Origin of the sequence: Pseudaeromonas sharmana (assembly GCF_042649925.1) — a bacterium.
Lineage (GTDB): Bacteria > Pseudomonadota > Gammaproteobacteria > Enterobacterales > Aeromonadaceae > Pseudaeromonas > Pseudaeromonas sharmana.
This window is the reverse complement of the sequence record NZ_JBHSAF010000007.1, coordinates 1-17,429: the sequence shown is the minus strand read 5'-3', so window position 1 is coordinate 17,429 and position 17,429 is coordinate 1. Positions and strand designations below refer to the sequence as shown.

Genomic DNA, 17,429 nt, shown 5'->3' with positions numbered 1-17,429 from the left:
GGGGCGCAGAGCGCCCCCTGATTGTTCAGGGAGAATTATTGCCGTGGTAGATCACGTGAACAAGCCTGCCAGTGCGGCTGAGGAGCCGCAACCGTTACTGGAAATCCGCAACGTCACCAAGAGCTTTGATGGTGTGGCGGCGGTTGATGATGTCAGCTTGACCATCAACAAGGGTGAAATCTTTGCTTTGTTAGGAGCCTCAGGGTGTGGCAAGTCGACGCTTCTCCGCATGCTGGCAGGGTTTGAGCGACCGACGAAGGGTAGCATCATCCTTGATGGGCAGGACATGGCAAACATTCCACCCTACAAGCGGCCGGTGAACATGATGTTCCAGTCTTATGCCCTGTTCCCGCATATGACGGTGGAGCAGAATATTGCATTTGGTCTCAAGCAGGATGGCTTGCCGAAGGCGGAAGTCGAGGCTCGCGTGCATGAGATGCTCGGTCTGGTCCACATGGAAACATTTGCTCGCCGGAAACCGCATCAACTGTCCGGTGGTCAGCGCCAGCGCGTGGCGCTAGCCCGTTCGTTGGCCAAGCGACCAAAGCTGTTGTTGCTGGATGAACCTATGGGGGCGCTAGACAAGAAGCTGCGAGAGAAGATGCAGCTGGAAGTGGTCGATATTATCGAGCGTGTCGGCGTTACTTGCGTCATGGTGACCCACGATCAAGAAGAGGCGATGACCATGGCCGGGCGGATTGCGATCATGGATCGTGGCGAGTTCGTTCAGATTGGCAGTCCGGAAGAGATTTATGAGCATCCCAATTGCCGCCTGAGCGCCGAGTTTATCGGTTCAGTGAATATCTTCGACGGGGTACTGGAAGAGGGGGGGCCGGATTATATGGTCATTCGTACCGACTCTCTGACCCATCCAATTCATGTCAATCACGGCGCCTCGGTGGCTGATGGTGTACATCTGACCGTGGCGCTACGGCCAGAGAAGATCTATTTCAGCAACGAAATACCGAGTGACCACTTCAACTATGATACCGGGATCGTCGAGAACATCGCCTACATGGGTGATATCTCTATCTATCACGTGCGGTTGCCAAGTGGCCAAAAAGTGATTGCAACCTTGCCGAATGTTGACCGTTTCCGGAAGGGACTGCCGACATGGGATGACGAGGTAATTCTGCACTGGGAGCCAGACTCCTGTGTGGTCCTGACGATTTAATGGAGGCGAGATGAGACGACGCTCAGCCCTCAAAAATTGGTTACCACGAGGCCGACACCTGGTCATTGCATTTCCGTATGCCTGGATGTTGCTGTTCTTCCTGGTCCCGTTTGCCATTATTCTGAAAATCAGTTTGGCCGAGACTCAGGTTGCGATACCGCCTTATACGGCGTTGGTCGAGTATGCAGAAGAAAAACTGACGTTCATTCTGAACTTGGGGAATTATCTCTATCTGCTAGAAGATGAGATGTACTTCGACTCTTACCTGCAATCATTGCAAGTGGCCGGAGTCTCAACCCTATTGTGTCTGCTAATTGGCTATCCGATCGCTTGGTCCATCGTGCACTCCTCGCCAGCAATGAGAAATGTGCTACTGATGCTGGTGGTTTTACCGAGTTGGACCTCATTCCTGATACGTGTTTATGCCTGGATCGGTATCCTTAAAAACAATGGATTGCTGAATAACTTCCTGATGTATCTCAGCATTATCGATGCGCCATTACCGTTATTGCATACCGATTTTGCAGTCTATATCGGGATTGTCTACGCCTATCTGCCCTTCATGATTCTGCCGTTGTATACAGCGCTGATGCGGATGGATTATTCGCTGATTGAGGCGGCGTCCGACTTGGGGGCTAAACCGTGGAAAACGTTCCTGACGGTACTGTTGCCGATGACCAAGAGTGGGATTATCGCCGGCTCGATGCTGGTTTTTATCCCGGCAGTCGGTGAGTTTGTGATCCCTGAGCTGCTAGGGGGGCCCGACTCATTGCTGATTGGTCGTGTCTTGTGGCAGGAGTTCTTCAATAACCGCGACTGGCCTGTGGCATCAGCGGTTGCTGTCGTAATGCTTACGCTGTTGATGGTGCCCATTATTTGGTTCTACCGTTACCAGCGTCGTGAAATGGAGGAGGGACGGGCATGACCCCCATTCCACAAATTAAATCGCCTTGGCGAACTCTGAGTCTGTTGCTTGGCTTTGGCTTCTTATATGCGCCGATCTTGATCCTCATTGTCTACTCATTCAATGAGTCGCGGCTCGTCACCGTCTGGTCGGGTTTTTCGGTCAAATGGTACTATGAGCTGTTCCAGGACAAGCTGATGATGGACGGTGTTGTACTGTCACTCTCCATCGGTGTTATGACCGCTACGATGGCTGTGGTGGTCGGAACCCTGGCGGCTTTTGTGTTGACCCGAGTGGGCAAATTCACTGGTGAGACCGGATTTGCCTTTTTGATTACGGCGCCCATGGTGATGCCGGAAGTCATTACGGGCCTGGCTCTGTTGCTGTTATTTGTTTCGATGTCTGACATGCTCGGTTGGCCTTCACAGCGCGGTGCAATGACCATTTGGATTGCGCATGTGACCTTTACCGCTGCCTATGTGACCGTCATTATTCGTTCGCGGTTGAATGAGCTCGATCAATCGGTAGAGGAAGCTGCGCAGGACTTGGGCGCGACACCTTTAAAGGTGTTTTTCCTGATAACCTTGCCGTCAATAGCCCCGGCGATCGCGGCCGGATGGTTGCTGGCCTTTACGCTTTCGGTTGATGATTTGGTGATTACCAGTTTTGTATCTGGTCCCAATGCCACAACATTGCCAATGGTCGTCTTTTCCAGCGTGCGGCTCGGGGTCAGTCCGAAGATTAATGCTTTGGCTACCTTGATCATTTTGGTGGTTTCAACGGCCACGTTCATCGCTTGGTGGATGATGGCCAGAAACGAGCAACGACGGCGCAACGAGATAGCCATGGCCGCCAAAGCATCATAGGCTGATACGGTTGACAAAAGAGGGTGCGTTAGCACCCTTTTTCGTTTGTCTACGATTCGGCTACTAATTCGACAAATAACGCCACGGCCGCTTTCGAAAGCGAAAAAGCACTTGCATTGACTCCCCGGCTTCTGTAAATTCCTGCTCCGCAGACAACGGCGTGTAGCGCAGCTTGGTAGCGCACTTCGTTCGGGACGAAGGGGTCGGAGGTTCGAATCCTCTCACGCCGACCAAATTTAAAAGGCCACTCAATGAGTGGCCTTTTTGCATTTGATTTTGTGGTGCGGAAATAAAGATCGTTAGCGGCGTCTTTGTTGCTTCATCAGATCCAGCATCAACATGATGATAAGAATAACGGCCGAGATCAGGGGGCCATAATCAAGATACAGTTCTCCCCAACCGGTCGAAAAACAGATTACTGGTAATCCGATGACGAGCAACAAGGTACTGGTCAGTAAAAACAACATAATGCTTGTCAGAATTCTAGTGAATGTTTTATCGATGCCGATTATAGAAATCTTTTTTGTGTTATAAAACCTCCCTCACTGCGCTTGTCCTTTATTTCGCAGCATACTTAAGCGGCCTGCTCTCAGTGACATACCCAGATTGACGAGAAAGAAACCATCATGCAACTGACCCTGTTTACCGATTATGCGTTGCGGACTTTGACGTATTTGGCATTGCAACCCGACCGGAGGTTGTCGACGATTACCGAGGTGGCTGAAAAATTCGCCATTTCACGCAATCATGTTGTGAAAATTGTTCATCAACTCGGGGTTAAGGGCTATATCGAAACTGTACGTGGTAAACACGGCGGTATTCGGTTGGCGCGTGCCTGCGAAGAGATCAATCTCCGCGATGTGGTCTCTGATATGGAGAATGTGACCTGCCTGCTGGATTGCAACCGCGAGGGTTGTCTGCTGAGCAGCAGTTGTCGTTTTCAGGGCATCATGCGTAAGGCGATGCGGGCTTTTCTCGATGTGTTAGGCGAGTTCACCTTGGCGGACCTGGTCAAGGATAAGGCTCGCATGTGTGGGTTGTTGGGCATGGAGAATTTGCTGGATCCATGATTGACGAGTGAGAGAGGGCATCAGCGGCATGTTGGTTATGGAGTGGGCCGGCTGGTTGGCCAGTGGCGTTTTGATCGTTATCAGCGGCGGATTGTTCTGGACAGCGCGTCGCTGGGAAATCACAGCAAGATTACATGAACAACAAGTTCAGTTACTGACGTCGCAGTTACAACAGGCGGAACAGGAGTGTCAGCAACAGGATCTGCGGTATGAACAACAGCAGACACTGTTGATGAAGCTGAACGGCAGATTGAAAGAGTATGAAACCTTGTTGCACGCAGAGCGTGAGGCCGCCGCGGTGCGCCAACAGCAACAGCAACAGGATGAGCTGCGCCTGAGCGAGCGATTCGAAAATCTGGCTAATCGACTATTGGAGCAGACCTCCGGCAGCTTTCGCGAACTGAATCAGCAGAATTTGGATCTACTGCTTTCCCCTCTCAAAAACCAGATTGAACATTTTCGCCAGCAACTCGGTGAGCAACATAGTGAAGAGACCCGTCAGCGACTTGGCCTGCAATATGAGATGCAGCGGCTGGCTGCCTTGAATCAGCAGATGTCCGCAGATGCAGCGGCGTTGACCAAGGCCCTCAAAGGCGACAGTAAGCAGCAAGGCAATTGGGGGGAACGGGTTTTAACCCGCGTTCTTGAAGAGTCGGGGCTGCGTGTCGGCCACGAATATCAGATACAAGTCTCCATGTCAGCGGATACGGGGCGACGCTACCAGCCAGACGTTCTGGTCAATCTTCCTGGCGGACGCCATGTCATTATTGACGCCAAGGTATCGCTGACGGCCTATGAGCGATTTTTCAATGCGGAGTCGGATGCTGCAAGGCAACAGGCTTTGCGTGAGCATGTGCAATCGTTAAGAAACCACATCACCGAGTTGGGTGGCAAGGCCTACCACCAACTTCCCGGTGCTGCCACGCTGGACTATGTCCTGCTATTTGTTGCCATTGAGCCGGCATTTTTGGTGGCGATTGATGCCGAGCCTGCGCTGACCAGTCTGGCTTTTGAACAGAATATACTGCTGGTGAGCCCGACTAACTTGTTGATCGCATTGCGAACGATCGACAACCTCTGGCGCCAGGAGCGTCAACAGCAGAATGCCAGGTTAATCGCCCAGCGCGCGGGGCGCATGTATGAGAAGTTTCGACTGTTTGTTGAAGAGATGCAGTTGCTTGGTGGCACCCTGGGCAAGGCGCAGGAGAGTTTCAATACTGCACTGTCCCGTCTGGCTACGGGGCGAGGCAATTTAATTGCTCAAGCTGAGCAATTGCGCACATTGGGGGTAGAGGTCAAGCGGACGCTAGACGATGAACTGGTGCAGGTGGCTACGCTCGAGAATGAAGAGGAAGGCTGCTCCTCCGCTGAATGAATGGTGCCAATAGGGCGGCGATGCCGCCCTATCAGCCTATCTCAGCGTTAGTTACGCCAGAACGAAGGGAAGAACAGCACGGCGACCGTCAGGATTTCGAGGCGGCCAAGCATCATGTCAAATGCCAGTATCCATTTCGCAAGGTCTGGCAGGCTGGAAAAGTTACCGAGCGGACCGATTACAGGTCCCAAGGCTGGGCCGACATTACTGATAGCGGTAATACTGCCACTGATGGCTTCTAACGGCGTCAAACCCAACAAGCCCAGCAATGCCGAACTGATGACTATGACGGCGACATAGCTCAGCACGAACGCCACAATTGAACGCACTATGTGATCGCTGACGGGACGACCATTGTATTTCTGCGGGAAAACGCCGGCAGGATGCATCAATTGGCGCCCTTGTTTGCGAAACAGCGCCGTGGCGACTTGAATCCGAAATAGCTTAATGCCGCCTGATGTCGAGCCGGAGCAAGCACCAAATAGCATCAAAAAGATGAACAGTATGGTGGTGAAATGGCTCCAGACGCCAAAATCTGTCAGGCCATAACCCGTCGTCGTCAACACGGAGACGATATTGAACAGACTGATCCGGATGGCATCGGGAAGAGTAAAGACGCCCTGATGCCAGAGCCAGAGACTCATCATGGTGCCGGTGCAAAGCACGAGATAGAAGAAACCGCGCACCTGGGCATCGCGGAACAGAATCAGCTCGCGCCGACGCAATGATTGCACGTACAACAGAAACGGTAACCCGCCCATAAACATGAACAGTGTCGCGACCCAATGCGCTGAATTAGAAAAATGTGCCATCGACGCATCAGAGGTGGAAAAGCCACCGGTACTCAAGGTTGTCATGCCGTGGTTGATGGCCTCAAAGATGGTCATGCCGCACAACCAGTAAGCGGCGATACAGAGCATGGATAGCGTGACATAGACAACGACGATGTTCTTGGCCACATTGGCGGCGCGTGGCGAATCCTTATCCGATTTATCCGATGACTCGGTCTGGAAGAGCTTCATCCCGCCGACGTTCAGATAGGGCAGCACGGCTACCGCCAACACGATGAAGCCCACCCCTCCCAGCCACTGTAGCAACGAACGCCATAACAGTATGCTGGGAGCCATGTTGTCCAGCCCAGAAAGCACCGTCGACCCCGTTGTGGTGACGCCGGACATGGTTTCGAAGTAGGCATCGGTGAAGCTGATCTGGTTTATGAATACGAATGGCAAGGCACCGAAGACACAGACAACCACCCAGACTGAGCTGGTGAGCAGAAACATGTCGCGCACACCGAGTCGAAGTTGGCTTTTATGTCCGAGATGCAGACATGCAAATGAGGCCAAATGGGTCAGAATCACGGCTGCCAGGAATTCAGCCAGACCGGATGTGCCGGTGAAGAAAGCCAATAGCGTCGGTAGCCACATAAACAGGGCCAGCTTGGAAAGCGTAAGGCCCAGGATGAAGACAATCGGTTTAAGATTAATCATGATTAGAGGAAGAACGGACTGGGTTGGAACAGACGCTCGACTTCCTGGATGTGTTTCTTGTCGACCAGGAACATCACCACATGATCATCTTGTTGAATGATCAAACTATCATGCGCAATCAGGACCTCATCTCCGCGGACGACAGCGCCAATGGTCGTGCCTGGCGGTAGCTTCAAATCGCCGATGGCGCGGCCCACCACCTTGGAGGTGTGTTCATCACCGTGAGCAATGGCTTCGATCGCCTCGGCGGCGCCGCGTCGTAGTGAATAGACGTTGGCAATATCGGCGCGGCGAACGTGGGTCAATAATGCAGAAATGGTGGCTTGTTGCGGTGATATGGCTATATCGATGGTACCACCCTGTACCAAGTCGACGTAGGCTGATTTTTGGATCAATACAATTGCTTTGCGCGCGCCCAATTTCTTCGCCAGCATGGCAGACATGATGTTGGCTTCATCGTCGTTGGTCACGGCGATGAAAACATCGATTTGATCGATATGCTCTTCCAGCAATAACTCTTGATTAGCCGAGTCGCCACAAAAGACGATGGAGCTCTCCAGCAGTTCCGACAGTTGTTCGGCACGGGTTGGATTGCGTTCGATGAGCTTGACGTTATAGCGTTTCTCAAGCTGCCTGGCGAGGCCGGCACCGACATTTCCGCCGCCGACGATCATGATGCGGCGATATGGATTCTCCAGTCGTTGCAATTCCGACATCACGGCACGGATATGACCAGCCGCGGCGACAAAAAAGACTTCATCGTCGGCTTCTATTATGGTTGTGCCTTGGGGGCGAATCGCTTTGCCTTGACGGAAGATGGCGGCGACCCGGCTCTCGATATTAGGCATGTGATCCTTGAGCGTGGCCAAGGCATTTCCCACCAGAGGCCCGCCATAATAGGCCTTGACGGCGACCAGCCCGACACGTCCGCCGGCAAAGTCCACCACTTGTAACGCCCCCGGGTATTCGATCAAGCGCCGAATATAATCGGTGACCAATTGTTCTGGAGAGATGATGTGGTCAACCTTGAGCCCTTCTTCGCCGAATAGCTCTTCCCGTTCGGTGAGATAGGCCTGAGAACGGATACGCGCTACCTTGTTGGGCACATTAAACAACGACGCTGCCACCTGGCAGGCAATCATGTTGGTTTCATCACTATTCGTGACGGCGACGAGCATGTCCGCGTCATCGGCGCCTGCATCCCGCAATACCTTGGGATGAGAGCCCGGGCCCGCAATAATACGCAGGTCATACTTGTCTTGTAACTCACGCAAGCGCTCAATATTGGTATCGATCAGAGTGATGTCGTTGTTTTCTCCGACCAGATTCTCGGCCAAGGTTCCACCAACCTGACCCGCACCCAAAATGATGATTTTCATGATGGCATAACCGCTTGTTTCGTGAGTTTGGCGTAGTAGAAGCCATCCATATTGTCTTCTCCGGGCAACCGTTGCCAGCCGGGATGGGCTGGCGTGTCCATGTCGTGCAGAGCCACCAGTTTTGCGTCCGGTGTTCGCAATAAAAACGCCCTGATTTGCTCCCGATTCTCATCGGGTAAAATCGAGCATGTGGCATACAGCAGGGTACCGTTGGGTTTGAGTTTGTGCCAGAGCGCGTCAAGAATTTTTGCTTGCAAGGCAACGAGTTCCGCAATGTCACTGTCGCGGCGTAACCATTTTATATCCGGGTGCCGGCGAATGACTCCAGTCGCGGAGCAGGGGGCATCCAGCAAGATGCGATCAAATTGAGGGCCTTGCCACCAGGTGTCAGGTTGTGAGGCGTCACCATGCAACACTGTCGCCGTCAGGCCAAGACGATGCAGGTTTTCGTGCACACGTTGTAGACGGGTGGCATCGGCATCCACTGCAACGATGCCTGCCAGTTCGGATTGTAGTTCCATCAGATGCGCGGTCTTCCCCCCGGGGGCGGCGCAAGCGTCCAGAACCCAGTCTCCCGGCTGGGGTTGCAGCAAGCTGGCGGAGAGTTGAGCGGCGCCATCCTGAACGGAGCAATCACCATCGCTAAATCCTGGTAATCGGCTCACGTCACAAGCTTGCTGCAGACAGATACCTGCCCCTGCAGGATCGACCAGCGCGACATGGATGTCAGCATTGGCAAGGCGAGTGAGATAGGTTTGGCGATCCTGATGACGCGTGTTGACCCGGATCCACATCGGCGGGCGCTGATTGTTGGCTTCTAGTATCTGTTGGTAATCAGCCGGATAGGCTTCCTTGATGCGTCGTATAAACCAGCCAGGGTGAGCATAACGTGAGGTTTCTGTGTGTTCAGCCTGCAGCTGCAGTTGCTCGGATTGACGTTGCGCGTTACGCAGCACCCCATTGACCATGCCCTTAAGCCCTTCTGACTTCAATAGTCGGGTGGCATTGACTGTTTCAGACAGTGCGGCATGGGGGGGGATGCGGGTATAGAGCAGTTGATAAAGTCCAATCAACAGCAAGTAATGTACCGGGCGTTGTTTTCCCTTCAATGGTTTGCTGATCAGAGGGGCAACGATAGATTCCAGCCGGCTTAGCCAGCGTAAAGTGCCAAAACAGAGCTCTTGTAACAGCGCTCTGTCTTTGATGGCAATCTTGTCTTGTGCCGCTGGCAAAAGTGAGGAGAGTGACAGGCCGTTTTCCACGACTTGATAGATGACCTGTGCTGCATGCGCGCGAGTTTTCATTCATGTGTCCTGTATAGCAAAACCGGGCCCTGAGGCCCGGTTGTCAAGCCAGCACCTTGCCTGGTTGAAACCAGTCACGTCGTGCGTTGAGCAGCTCTTGGGCCGAGACAGGCTTTTTACCTGGCGGTTGCAGGGTTAGTAAGCGCAAGACACCTTGTGCCGTTGCGATATCAATGCCTTCCCGATCGGCTTTGAGGATTGTCCCCGGCGCGGCCGCGCTATGGATAGAGAGCGCCTCGGCTTGCCAGATTTTGATATTCATATCGTCCAATAGCAGAAAACTGATCGGCCAAGGGTTGAACGCGCGAATACAACGCTCTAGCTGGATCGCGGAGAGCTGCCAATCCAGGCGAGCTTCGTCTTTTGACAGCTTGCTGGCATAGGTGGCCAGATCATTGTTTTGCTGTTCGGCACTCACTCCATTGGCACTGAGCATCTTCACGGTCTCTAGCAGGCCTTGTGGACCGAGCTGTGCCAACTTGTCATATAAAGAAGCCGACGTGTCATCTGCGGCGATATGGCAGTGGATTTTATGCAACATGGGGCCGGTATCGAGGCCTGCGTCCATCTGCATGATGGTGACGCCGGTTTCAGCATCACCAGCCCAGATCGCCCTTTGGATGGGGGCGGCCCCGCGCCAGCGAGGCAAGAGCGAACCATGTACATTGATGCAGCCAAGACGAGGGGTATCCAGCACCTCTTGGGGTAACAACAGGCCATAGGCGACCACTATCATCAAGTCAGCCTGTAATGAGGCCAGCGTCTGTTGCGCCGCTGAGTTACGTAGTGACTCAGGTTGTTCAACCCGAATGTGATGTTGTTGTGCCAGCAATTTGACCGGACTGGCGGTGAGTCTATTGCCTCGTCCGGCGGGTCTGTCTGGTTGGGTATAGGCTGCAATCACGTTACAGCCTGCGTCGAGAAGTGCCTGCAAATGGCTGGCCGCAAAATCTGGCGTGCCGGCGAAGATGATTCGAAGGTTATGCAAAACGGTCCCTCAGAGTCGGTTTTTATCGAGTTTCTGCATCTTCTGGCGAATCCGTTGACGCTTCAGAGGCGAGAGGTAATCGACAAACAATTTACCGATCAGATGGTCCATCTCATGCTGGATGCAGATAGCCAGCAAACCATCGGTTTCCAGTTCAAAGGTCTCACCCTGCAGATTCATGGCGCGAACTTTGACCCATTCGGCTCGTGGCACCAGGGCTCGGCACTCAGGAACAGACAGACAGCCCTCTTCAATCCCTGTGCTGCCTCGCTGTTCTAGCAGCTCTGGATTGATTAAAACAAGACGTTGGCTACGGTCTTCACTTGTATCTATCACTATAATTCGTTGGTGAATGTTGACTTGTGTCGCAGCGAGACCAATCCCCTCTTCTGCATACATGGTTTCAAACATATCATCCACAATCTGGAGAACTGCGGGATCGATTGAGGCCACAGGTTTTGCTACGGTGCGCAAACGCTCGTCAGGAAATCGTAATACTTCTAGGACCGCCATAGTTCACTTTGCTTTAATTGATTTAAGGTGCTGGCGTAATTCTAGTCATTTGCGACAGCAATTAATAGTTACTAGGGTTGGACATGCAGGGATCGCTATGAAATCTCACAAGATTGCAGTTTTCTTCGCCGGTATTTTGCTGGCAACTACCGCGCTGGCCGATGTATTACAGCTCAAAGAGGGGCACCCTGAGACCTATGTGGTCAAGAAGGGAGATACGCTTTGGGACATTTCCGGTGTTTTCTTGCAGAAGCCATGGCTTTGGCCGCGACTGTGGCAAATTAATCCCCAGGTCAAGGATCCTCACTGGATTTATCCGGGCGATATCCTCAATCTGGTCTGGGTTGACGGCGAACCACGCCTGGTGCACAAAAAGGTGATCCGTTTATCTCCTTCAATCAAAAAGGTGGTCAAAGAAGATCCGATCCCGTCGCTTAAATTGAGCGCTGTCGCCGCCTTCTTGCGCAGCGATCATATCTTCAGTGGTGAGCATGACGTCGACAGCATGCCTTATGTTCTTGGCAACAACCAAAATGATCGTGGCTTGATGGAAGAGCAGCACATCTACGTCAAGGGCAACTTGCCACTGGGAGGCCAATATGGGATTTATCATCCCGGTGTCGTATATAAAGACAGAAACAGCGGGGAAGAGTTGGGGCGCCAAGGCGTCTTGGCTGGCATTGCCGTAGCAGTTGCATCTCATCCTGACGACGTGACCGAAGTTGCGTTGATCAAAAACATGCGTGAGGTGATGCAGGGTGATCGCGTAATGGCGATCCCCGCGAATGAAAATCTGGATATTACATATCAGATGCAACCTTCAGCCTTGAAGAGCGATGGTTACATCATTGATTTTCCGGGAACCTCAAGTTCGGTGAGTGGCAAGTACGATGTCATATTGCTGAGTAAGGGGGCCCGTGATGGTCTTAAGAATGGTGACGTCATTACCATCAAACGCCCAGGAGTCGCATTGACCGGTCATGATGCCGACACGATTTCCTATCGCCAAAACAGCAATATGGGACAGAGGGTGCTGGATGCTGAATCTCGCCGCCTTCCTGCCGATGTGATTGGCCAGGCGATGACCTTCAAGGTCTATGACAAGGTGGCTATGGCCTTGGTCTTGAGGGCCAATGATATCGTCCACAAAGATTATACGGTGAGCAATCCAGACTGATGTTGAATCACAATCTGGCGGTACTCCAAACCTGGCTTGCCTTGAGCTCGGTGCGGGGGCTTGGAGCCAGTAGGCTAAGACGCCTACTGGCGCATGCTTCTCCAGAGCTGTTACTTGACTTCCCCGATGCCAGATTGTCGTCACTCGGATTAACACCAGAGCAAATCCATCTTTTCCGGAGTAACGCAAAGCGTCATTCCCCCGCGGTCGAGCAGTGGATTTCGGCGTCAACCCATCGCCACATTATCAGTTGTCAGTGTGCTGAATTTCCCTCCCAGTTGAATGAAGCGCCTTCCGCGCCAGTGTTGTTATTTGTGGAAGGCGATCTGGGTAATCTTCTTTTACCGCAGATTGCAATGGTGGGAACGCGCAATCCCACCCCCGGTGGTATGGCCGCCGCTCGAAATTTAACTCAGGAGTTGGTAGCAAAAGGGTTTGTTATCACATCGGGGTTAGCATTAGGCATCGATGCAGAATGTCACCGCTGTTGTGTGGATCTGGGGCGTCAGACCATTGCAGTTCTTGGTTCGGGTTTGGCAAATTGCTATCCGCGTCGGAATCAATTGCTGGCCAGGAGGATTCTGGAGACAGGGGGGACTCTGGTGTCGGAGTTCTTGCCGGATGTTGCACCGCGTCCAGAGTTTTTCCCGATGCGAAATCGAATCATCAGTGGCTTGTCATTGGGCACAGTGGTTGTTGAGGCGTCTGTACGCAGTGGATCCTTGATTACGGCGCGCTATGCACTTGAGCAGGGGCGGGAAGTGTTCGCGGTGCCCGGTGCCATCCATAACCCCGCTGTCGCCGGCTGTCTGCATTTAATTCAACAAGGGGCAAAACTAATTACATGTGCGGCCGATATAGAGGAAGAGGTGCGATGGCAAATTCCTGTCTCGTCAAAGCGGTTAAGCCCTGACCGAAGTTTGCCAAGGCCGCCATTGTTGGATAACGTAGGATATGAATCTACATCGATAGATGAAATCGTGGCGAACAGTGGCTTGGCACTGACAGATGTGATGCAGGCACTATTGATGTTGGAAATGGCGGGGGAGATAGAGTCTGTACCCGGTGGTTATGTAAGGGCGAGGAGGGACTGACGATGTTTGATGTACTGATGTACCTGTTCGAAACCTACGTCCAAAGCGATGCCGACATGAAAATGGATCAGGATGAGCTGACCGAAGAGCTGAGTCGGGCAGGGTTCCATTCTGACGAAATATATAAGGCATTGAACTGGCTAGAGCAGCTTGCTGCCCTGCACGATGATGAACGTGCTTCTCGCATGGGCAGTGCATCCGGCTCATTCCGAATCTATGCAGCAGAGGAGATGTCACGCCTCGGGCCCGATTGCCGAGGGTTCTTGCTATTCCTAGAGCAAATTGGCGTGCTTGATTGTCAAACCCGAGAGATTGTTATCGAGCGACTGATGGATCTCGATAATGCCGAAATCGAGCTTGATGATATGAAGTGGGTTGTTCTGATGGTACTTTTTAACGTGCCTGGAAGCGAAACGGCCTGCCATCAGATGGAAGAGTTGCTATATGACGAGCCTGAGGGCTTGTTGCATTGAAGATGGCAGTGTGACCTGTCGCGGGCACAGGAGTGTTATGTCCAAAATTGACCCTACTCTTTTTTCTGCTCATGCCCAAGCGTTGGAAAAAGAATACCGCAGTTGCCCGCAATGTGGCGGTGAACTGGCGGTGCGGCATGGCAAACATGGCGCTTTTCTTGGTTGTTCGTCATACCCGGCATGTGACTACATTCGCCCGCTCTCTGTGCAAGGGGTAACAATCGAAAAAATTCTGACGGGCTCGGCCTGTCCGGATTGTGGCCATGAGTTGGCCATCAAGAAAGGGCGCTATGGGCTTTTTATTGGTTGTTCCAGTTATCCGCTATGTCAGCATGTTGAACATGCGGCACAACCTCAGGATGAAACAGTAGGCTGTCCAGCCTGCCAGAAAGGTGTCTTGGTTGCGAGGACCTCTCGTCAGGGCAAGCAATTTTATGCCTGCGACCGTTATCCCGCATGCAAATACATACTGAATGATAAGCCCGTTGCTCACACCTGTCCTCGGTGTGGTTGGCCTGTCTTGATCGAACGTCATGGTAAAGAGGGCAAGCGGTTTGTCTGTCCTCAGAAGTTGTGTCAGTACGAAACTGACTTATAATGCGTGACTTCAATAATTGACTTGAATCAAACGAGAAGGACTCCTCACCATGTCAAAGCCGTTCGTAGCCATCTTGATGGGTTCAGACAGCGACTTTCCTGTCATGCAATCCACAGTCGAAGTGCTGAAGTCATTTGATATTCACTGTGAAGTGAAGGTTACCTCCGCGCACCGTACTCCAGCGGCAACGCATAGCTATGTCAAGGATGCCGAAGCGAGAGGTTGCAAGGTATTCATCTGTGCTGCAGGTTTGGCGGCGCACCTGGCTGGTGCAGTGGCGGGTATTACGACGCGGCCAGTGATTGGTGTCCCTATTGATGGCGGCCCTTTAAAGGGAATGGATGCTCTGCTATCCACAGTCCAGATGCCTGGTGGCGTTCCTGTCGCAACTGTAGCCATCGGTAAGGCTGGAGCCAAGAATGCCGGTTATCTGGCTGCTCAGATGTTGGCGGTGGCTGATGATGAACTCGCTGAAAAAGTACGACTTGAGCGTCAGAAGAATGCTGAAGAAGTGATGGCTAAAGACGCGGCATTACAAGCACAACTAAGTTTGTGATACCTCAGCGGGCGGCCGGGAAAGACCGCCTGTTGAGCTCCGAGTATTAAGACATGACACCAGTTCATTTTATTGATGAAGCCGTTCGCCACCTGGGTGCAGGTGGCGTTATTGCCTATGCAACGGAGTCCGTTTTTGGGCTGGGGTGTGACCCCGACGATCAGTCAGCAGTCGAACGACTCCTGAGCATCAAGCAGCGCCCTGTCGATAAAGGGTTGATTCTGGTTGCAGCAAACTTACAACAGCTCGAGCCCTACCTTGATTTGTCCGTGGTTTCGCAATCGCGCATGGCCGAAATCTTGGCGAGCTGGCCTGGACCGAACACGTGGGTCATGCCTGCAAGTTCAAAAGCTGCGCCGTGGATAACCGGGAAATTTGATTCGATAGCAGTGCGCGTTTCTGCCCATCCTCAGGTGCAACAGCTCTGCCTTTGTTGGGGTAAACCACTGGTCTCTACCAGCGCGAATCTTTCAGGTGAAAATCCGTGCAGAACCGAAGCCGATGTTCGTTCTTCTCTAGGCGAGCATCTGGATTATGTATTACCTGGTCAGGTGGGGGGCGCAGTAAATCCATCTCAGATCCGCGATGCGTTAACGGGGCATATATTAAGGCCGGCATAAGCTTTTTTACTTGTCGGCAGAGATCTCTCGTCGTTTAATCATACGTTTGAAGATGTCGGCAAAGAGAACGCAACATGGATCGTTATGCTGTATTCGGTAATCCCATCAAACATAGCAAGTCGCCTTTCATTCATACCCTGTTTGCTAGGCAAACTCAGCAAGACATCAGCTACGAACGCATTGAAGCCCCGCTGGAACACTTTGCTCAGTCCATTGCCGAATTCTTTTCTAATGGCGGAAAAGGTTGCAATGTTACGGTTCCGTTCAAGGAGGAGGCTTACCGCCTCGCTGCCGGCCTGTCGACACGAGCACGTCAGGCGGGAGCTGTAAATACACTAAAGCTAACGGACGACGGTTTGCTTTGGGGTGATAATACCGATGGCGCCGGTTTGATTCAGGATTTTGGCTTTCATGGGGTCACCCTAAAAAGCAAACATATTTTGTTATTAGGTGCGGGTGGTGCAGCTAGAGGTGTTATAGGGCCTTTGTTAGAACAGCATCCCGCAATGCTGGTCGTCGCAAATAGAACCGCTGCGAAAGCAGAGCAACTTGTTGATCTGTTTCGAGGGCTCGGCCCCATTTCTTGCGCCGAGCTTGACGCAGTGCGGGGGCCATTTGATGTGGTGATCAACTCGACTTCTGCTAGCCTGGCTGGCGAGCTACCGGAGATCGCGGAGTCATTGATTCATCCCAATGTGGTCGTCTATGACATGATGTACGCCGCAACGGATACGACATTTAACGCGTGGGCAAGACAGCGTGGGGCGTACAAGGTCATTGATGGATTAGGGATGTTAGTTGCTCAGGCAGCTGAGAGTTTTGCTGTCTGGCGTGGCATTCGCCCGGGGACTAAACAGGTTATCGCAGAATTGCGGCGAAATATGGGCTAACGAGTGAATCAGTCGATTATCTTCAGCGAGTTGGTTACGTGGGTCCCGCAATCACAGGTGTTTGAAGTGAGCGCGATGACGACTTTGGGAGAGGTCGTGTGTCGTGTTAGCAATGAACGCCTAAAACAGCTATCACAAGAAACACCCTGGCGAGAAGAGGAGTGGCTGGACTGCTTCGAACGCCATCGTTTTGACATAGAGGAGCTTCTCGCGGCGAAAATTGTCGAACAAGACTTCGCAGAAGATGAAAGTATCTACCTTTATTAGCGTTTCATACGGTTAGCTCATCAAGGTATTCGTTTTTCAGTTTTACATACTGCAGGGAGGACCTGATTAGTGACTCCTTTTCTTCGATGGTGAGCGCACGGACTTTTCGAGCTGGATTGCCGAGATAAAGAAAACCTGAATCGAGCTTTTTGCCGGGTGATACCAATGCTCCTGCTCCTACGATGACATTGTCTTCGATTATCACGCCGTCCATGATGATGGCTCCCATGCCAATTAAGACCAGATTCCCGATTGTACATCCATGCAGCATCGCCTTATGTCCGACAGTAACATCTTCGCCGATGATCAGGGCATGGCCTGCAGAATTCTGCGTGGTAGGACGAGCAACGTGCAACACCGAACCGTCTTGAATATTGGTTCTCGCCCCAATCCGGATATGATTAACATCACCACGAATCACAACCATTGGCCAGATACTGACATCATTGTTCAGTACTACATCACCGATCAGATGAGCGCCCTGGTCGATATAGACACCAGCTCCTACAACAGGGCGGTGGTCTTTATACGGTCGTAAATTATTCACTTTTGGCTTCTCCGCTTGTTTTCTAAGCGTTCTTTGCGCTGGGGTTGAAAAAATACCATTATTCAGGAAAAAGCGCTTGCCAGCGATGCTGATATCCCTATAATGCCGCCTCGCTGACACGGCAAGGCCCGCACTCCTCGGAGC

Annotated in this window: 20 protein-coding genes and 1 tRNA gene; 14 read left to right on the top strand and 7 right to left on the bottom strand. The window is 52.3% G+C overall.

Translation table 11 applies throughout. The features are described from left to right. The first annotated feature begins 37 nt into the window (after positions 1-37). From potG to ACFOSS_RS07765, 4 genes are all read left to right on the top strand, one after another. Positions 38-1,174, top strand: a complete 1,137-nt coding sequence (potG, locus tag ACFOSS_RS07780) for a putrescine ABC transporter ATP-binding subunit PotG (RefSeq protein WP_377151997.1) — start codon at positions 38-40, stop codon at positions 1,172-1,174. 10 nt (positions 1,175-1,184) lie between these two features. Then, positions 1,185-2,099, top strand: coding sequence for a putrescine ABC transporter permease PotH (gene potH / locus ACFOSS_RS07775; RefSeq protein WP_377151645.1), 915 nt, complete (start codon positions 1,185-1,187; stop codon positions 2,097-2,099). Continuing rightward, entirely contained in the window at positions 2,096-2,944 is an 849-nt protein-coding gene (locus ACFOSS_RS07770; protein WP_377151644.1) for an ABC transporter permease subunit, read from the top strand. The genes potH and ACFOSS_RS07770 overlap by 4 nt, the downstream gene beginning before the upstream one ends. A 156-nt stretch (positions 2,945-3,100) precedes the next feature. Beyond that, positions 3,101-3,177 (top strand) — tRNA-Pro (locus tag ACFOSS_RS07765). A 66-nt stretch (positions 3,178-3,243) separates the two neighbouring features. Here the strand turns inward: ACFOSS_RS07765 and ACFOSS_RS07760 are convergent. Further along, positions 3,244-3,411 carry a hypothetical protein gene (locus ACFOSS_RS07760; RefSeq protein WP_377151642.1) on the bottom strand — a complete coding sequence of 56 codons (168 nt, stop codon included), beginning with the start codon at positions 3,409-3,411 and terminating at the stop codon, positions 3,244-3,246. Between the two features lie 159 nt (positions 3,412-3,570). Between ACFOSS_RS07760 and ACFOSS_RS07755 the strand changes: the two genes are divergently transcribed. Together ACFOSS_RS07755 and rmuC are read left to right on the top strand one after the other, a co-directional pair. Next, entirely contained in the window at positions 3,571-4,014 is a 444-nt protein-coding gene (locus ACFOSS_RS07755) for an Rrf2 family transcriptional regulator (RefSeq protein WP_377151641.1), read from the top strand. 28 nt (positions 4,015-4,042) lie between these two features. Beyond that, entirely contained in the window at positions 4,043-5,389 is a 1,347-nt protein-coding gene (rmuC, locus tag ACFOSS_RS07750; protein WP_377151996.1) for a DNA recombination protein RmuC, read from the top strand. Between the two features lie 47 nt (positions 5,390-5,436). Here rmuC and ACFOSS_RS07745 read toward each other — a convergent pair whose 3' ends face one another. From ACFOSS_RS07745 to def, 5 genes are read right to left on the bottom strand one after another with little or no spacing between them, the layout of a single operon-like run. Then, on the bottom strand, positions 5,437-6,879 hold the full coding sequence (locus ACFOSS_RS07745; RefSeq protein WP_377151639.1) for a TrkH family potassium uptake protein: 1,443 nt from the start codon (positions 6,877-6,879) through the stop codon (positions 5,437-5,439). Between the two features lie 2 nt (positions 6,880-6,881). Then, positions 6,882-8,258, bottom strand: a complete 1,377-nt coding sequence (gene trkA / locus ACFOSS_RS07740) for a Trk system potassium transporter TrkA (protein WP_377151637.1) — start codon at positions 8,256-8,258, stop codon at positions 6,882-6,884. Next, the gene (gene rsmB / locus ACFOSS_RS07735; protein ID WP_377151635.1) at positions 8,255-9,562 is read right to left on the bottom strand and encodes a 16S rRNA (cytosine(967)-C(5))-methyltransferase RsmB; all 1,308 of its coding nucleotides are present in this window, start codon (positions 9,560-9,562) and stop codon (positions 8,255-8,257) included. Before rsmB ends, trkA begins: the two co-directional genes overlap by 4 nt. Before the next feature lie 43 nt (positions 9,563-9,605). Further along, positions 9,606-10,550 (bottom strand): methionyl-tRNA formyltransferase, encoded by a 945-nt coding sequence (gene fmt / locus ACFOSS_RS07730; RefSeq protein WP_377151633.1) that lies wholly within the window; start codon positions 10,548-10,550, stop codon positions 9,606-9,608. A gap of 9 nt (positions 10,551-10,559) precedes the next feature. Beyond that, positions 10,560-11,063 (bottom strand): peptide deformylase, encoded by a 504-nt coding sequence (def, locus tag ACFOSS_RS07725; RefSeq protein WP_377151632.1) that lies wholly within the window; start codon positions 11,061-11,063, stop codon positions 10,560-10,562. 97 nt (positions 11,064-11,160) lie between these two features. Between def and ACFOSS_RS07720 the strand changes: the two genes are divergently transcribed. From ACFOSS_RS07720 to ACFOSS_RS07685, 8 genes are all read left to right on the top strand, one after another. Then, positions 11,161-12,240 (top strand): LysM peptidoglycan-binding domain-containing protein, encoded by a 1,080-nt coding sequence (locus ACFOSS_RS07720; protein ID WP_377151631.1) that lies wholly within the window; start codon positions 11,161-11,163, stop codon positions 12,238-12,240. Continuing rightward, positions 12,240-13,334, top strand: coding sequence for a DNA-processing protein DprA (gene dprA / locus ACFOSS_RS07715; RefSeq protein ID WP_377151630.1), 1,095 nt, complete (start codon positions 12,240-12,242; stop codon positions 13,332-13,334). The genes ACFOSS_RS07720 and dprA overlap by 1 nt, the downstream gene beginning before the upstream one ends. 2 nt (positions 13,335-13,336) lie before the next feature. Continuing rightward, positions 13,337-13,807: a DUF494 family protein gene (locus ACFOSS_RS07710; RefSeq protein ID WP_377151629.1), complete on the top strand. Its 471-nt coding sequence runs from the start codon at positions 13,337-13,339 to the stop codon at positions 13,805-13,807. A gap of 37 nt (positions 13,808-13,844) precedes the next feature. Next, positions 13,845-14,405 (top strand): DNA topoisomerase family protein, encoded by a 561-nt coding sequence (locus ACFOSS_RS07705; RefSeq protein ID WP_377151628.1) that lies wholly within the window; start codon positions 13,845-13,847, stop codon positions 14,403-14,405. A gap of 49 nt (positions 14,406-14,454) precedes the next feature. Continuing rightward, positions 14,455-14,961, top strand: coding sequence for a 5-(carboxyamino)imidazole ribonucleotide mutase (purE, locus tag ACFOSS_RS07700; protein WP_377151627.1), 507 nt, complete (start codon positions 14,455-14,457; stop codon positions 14,959-14,961). A gap of 53 nt (positions 14,962-15,014) precedes the next feature. Beyond that, complete coding sequence (locus ACFOSS_RS07695) at positions 15,015-15,581, top strand: Sua5/YciO/YrdC/YwlC family protein (RefSeq protein ID WP_377151626.1); 567 nt, start codon at positions 15,015-15,017, stop codon at positions 15,579-15,581. 74 nt (positions 15,582-15,655) lie between these two features. Beyond that, a complete protein-coding gene (gene aroE / locus ACFOSS_RS07690) occupies positions 15,656-16,471 on the top strand; it encodes a shikimate dehydrogenase (protein WP_377151625.1) in 816 nt (271 codons plus the stop codon). A gap of 3 nt (positions 16,472-16,474) precedes the next feature. Then, positions 16,475-16,738, top strand: coding sequence for a DUF1488 family protein (locus ACFOSS_RS07685; protein ID WP_377151623.1), 264 nt, complete (start codon positions 16,475-16,477; stop codon positions 16,736-16,738). Between the two features lie 4 nt (positions 16,739-16,742). Here the strand turns inward: ACFOSS_RS07685 and ACFOSS_RS07680 are convergent, their stop codons facing one another. Continuing rightward, complete coding sequence (locus ACFOSS_RS07680) at positions 16,743-17,285, bottom strand: gamma carbonic anhydrase family protein (protein WP_377151995.1); 543 nt, start codon at positions 17,283-17,285, stop codon at positions 16,743-16,745. Positions 17,286-17,429 lie beyond the last annotated feature (144 nt).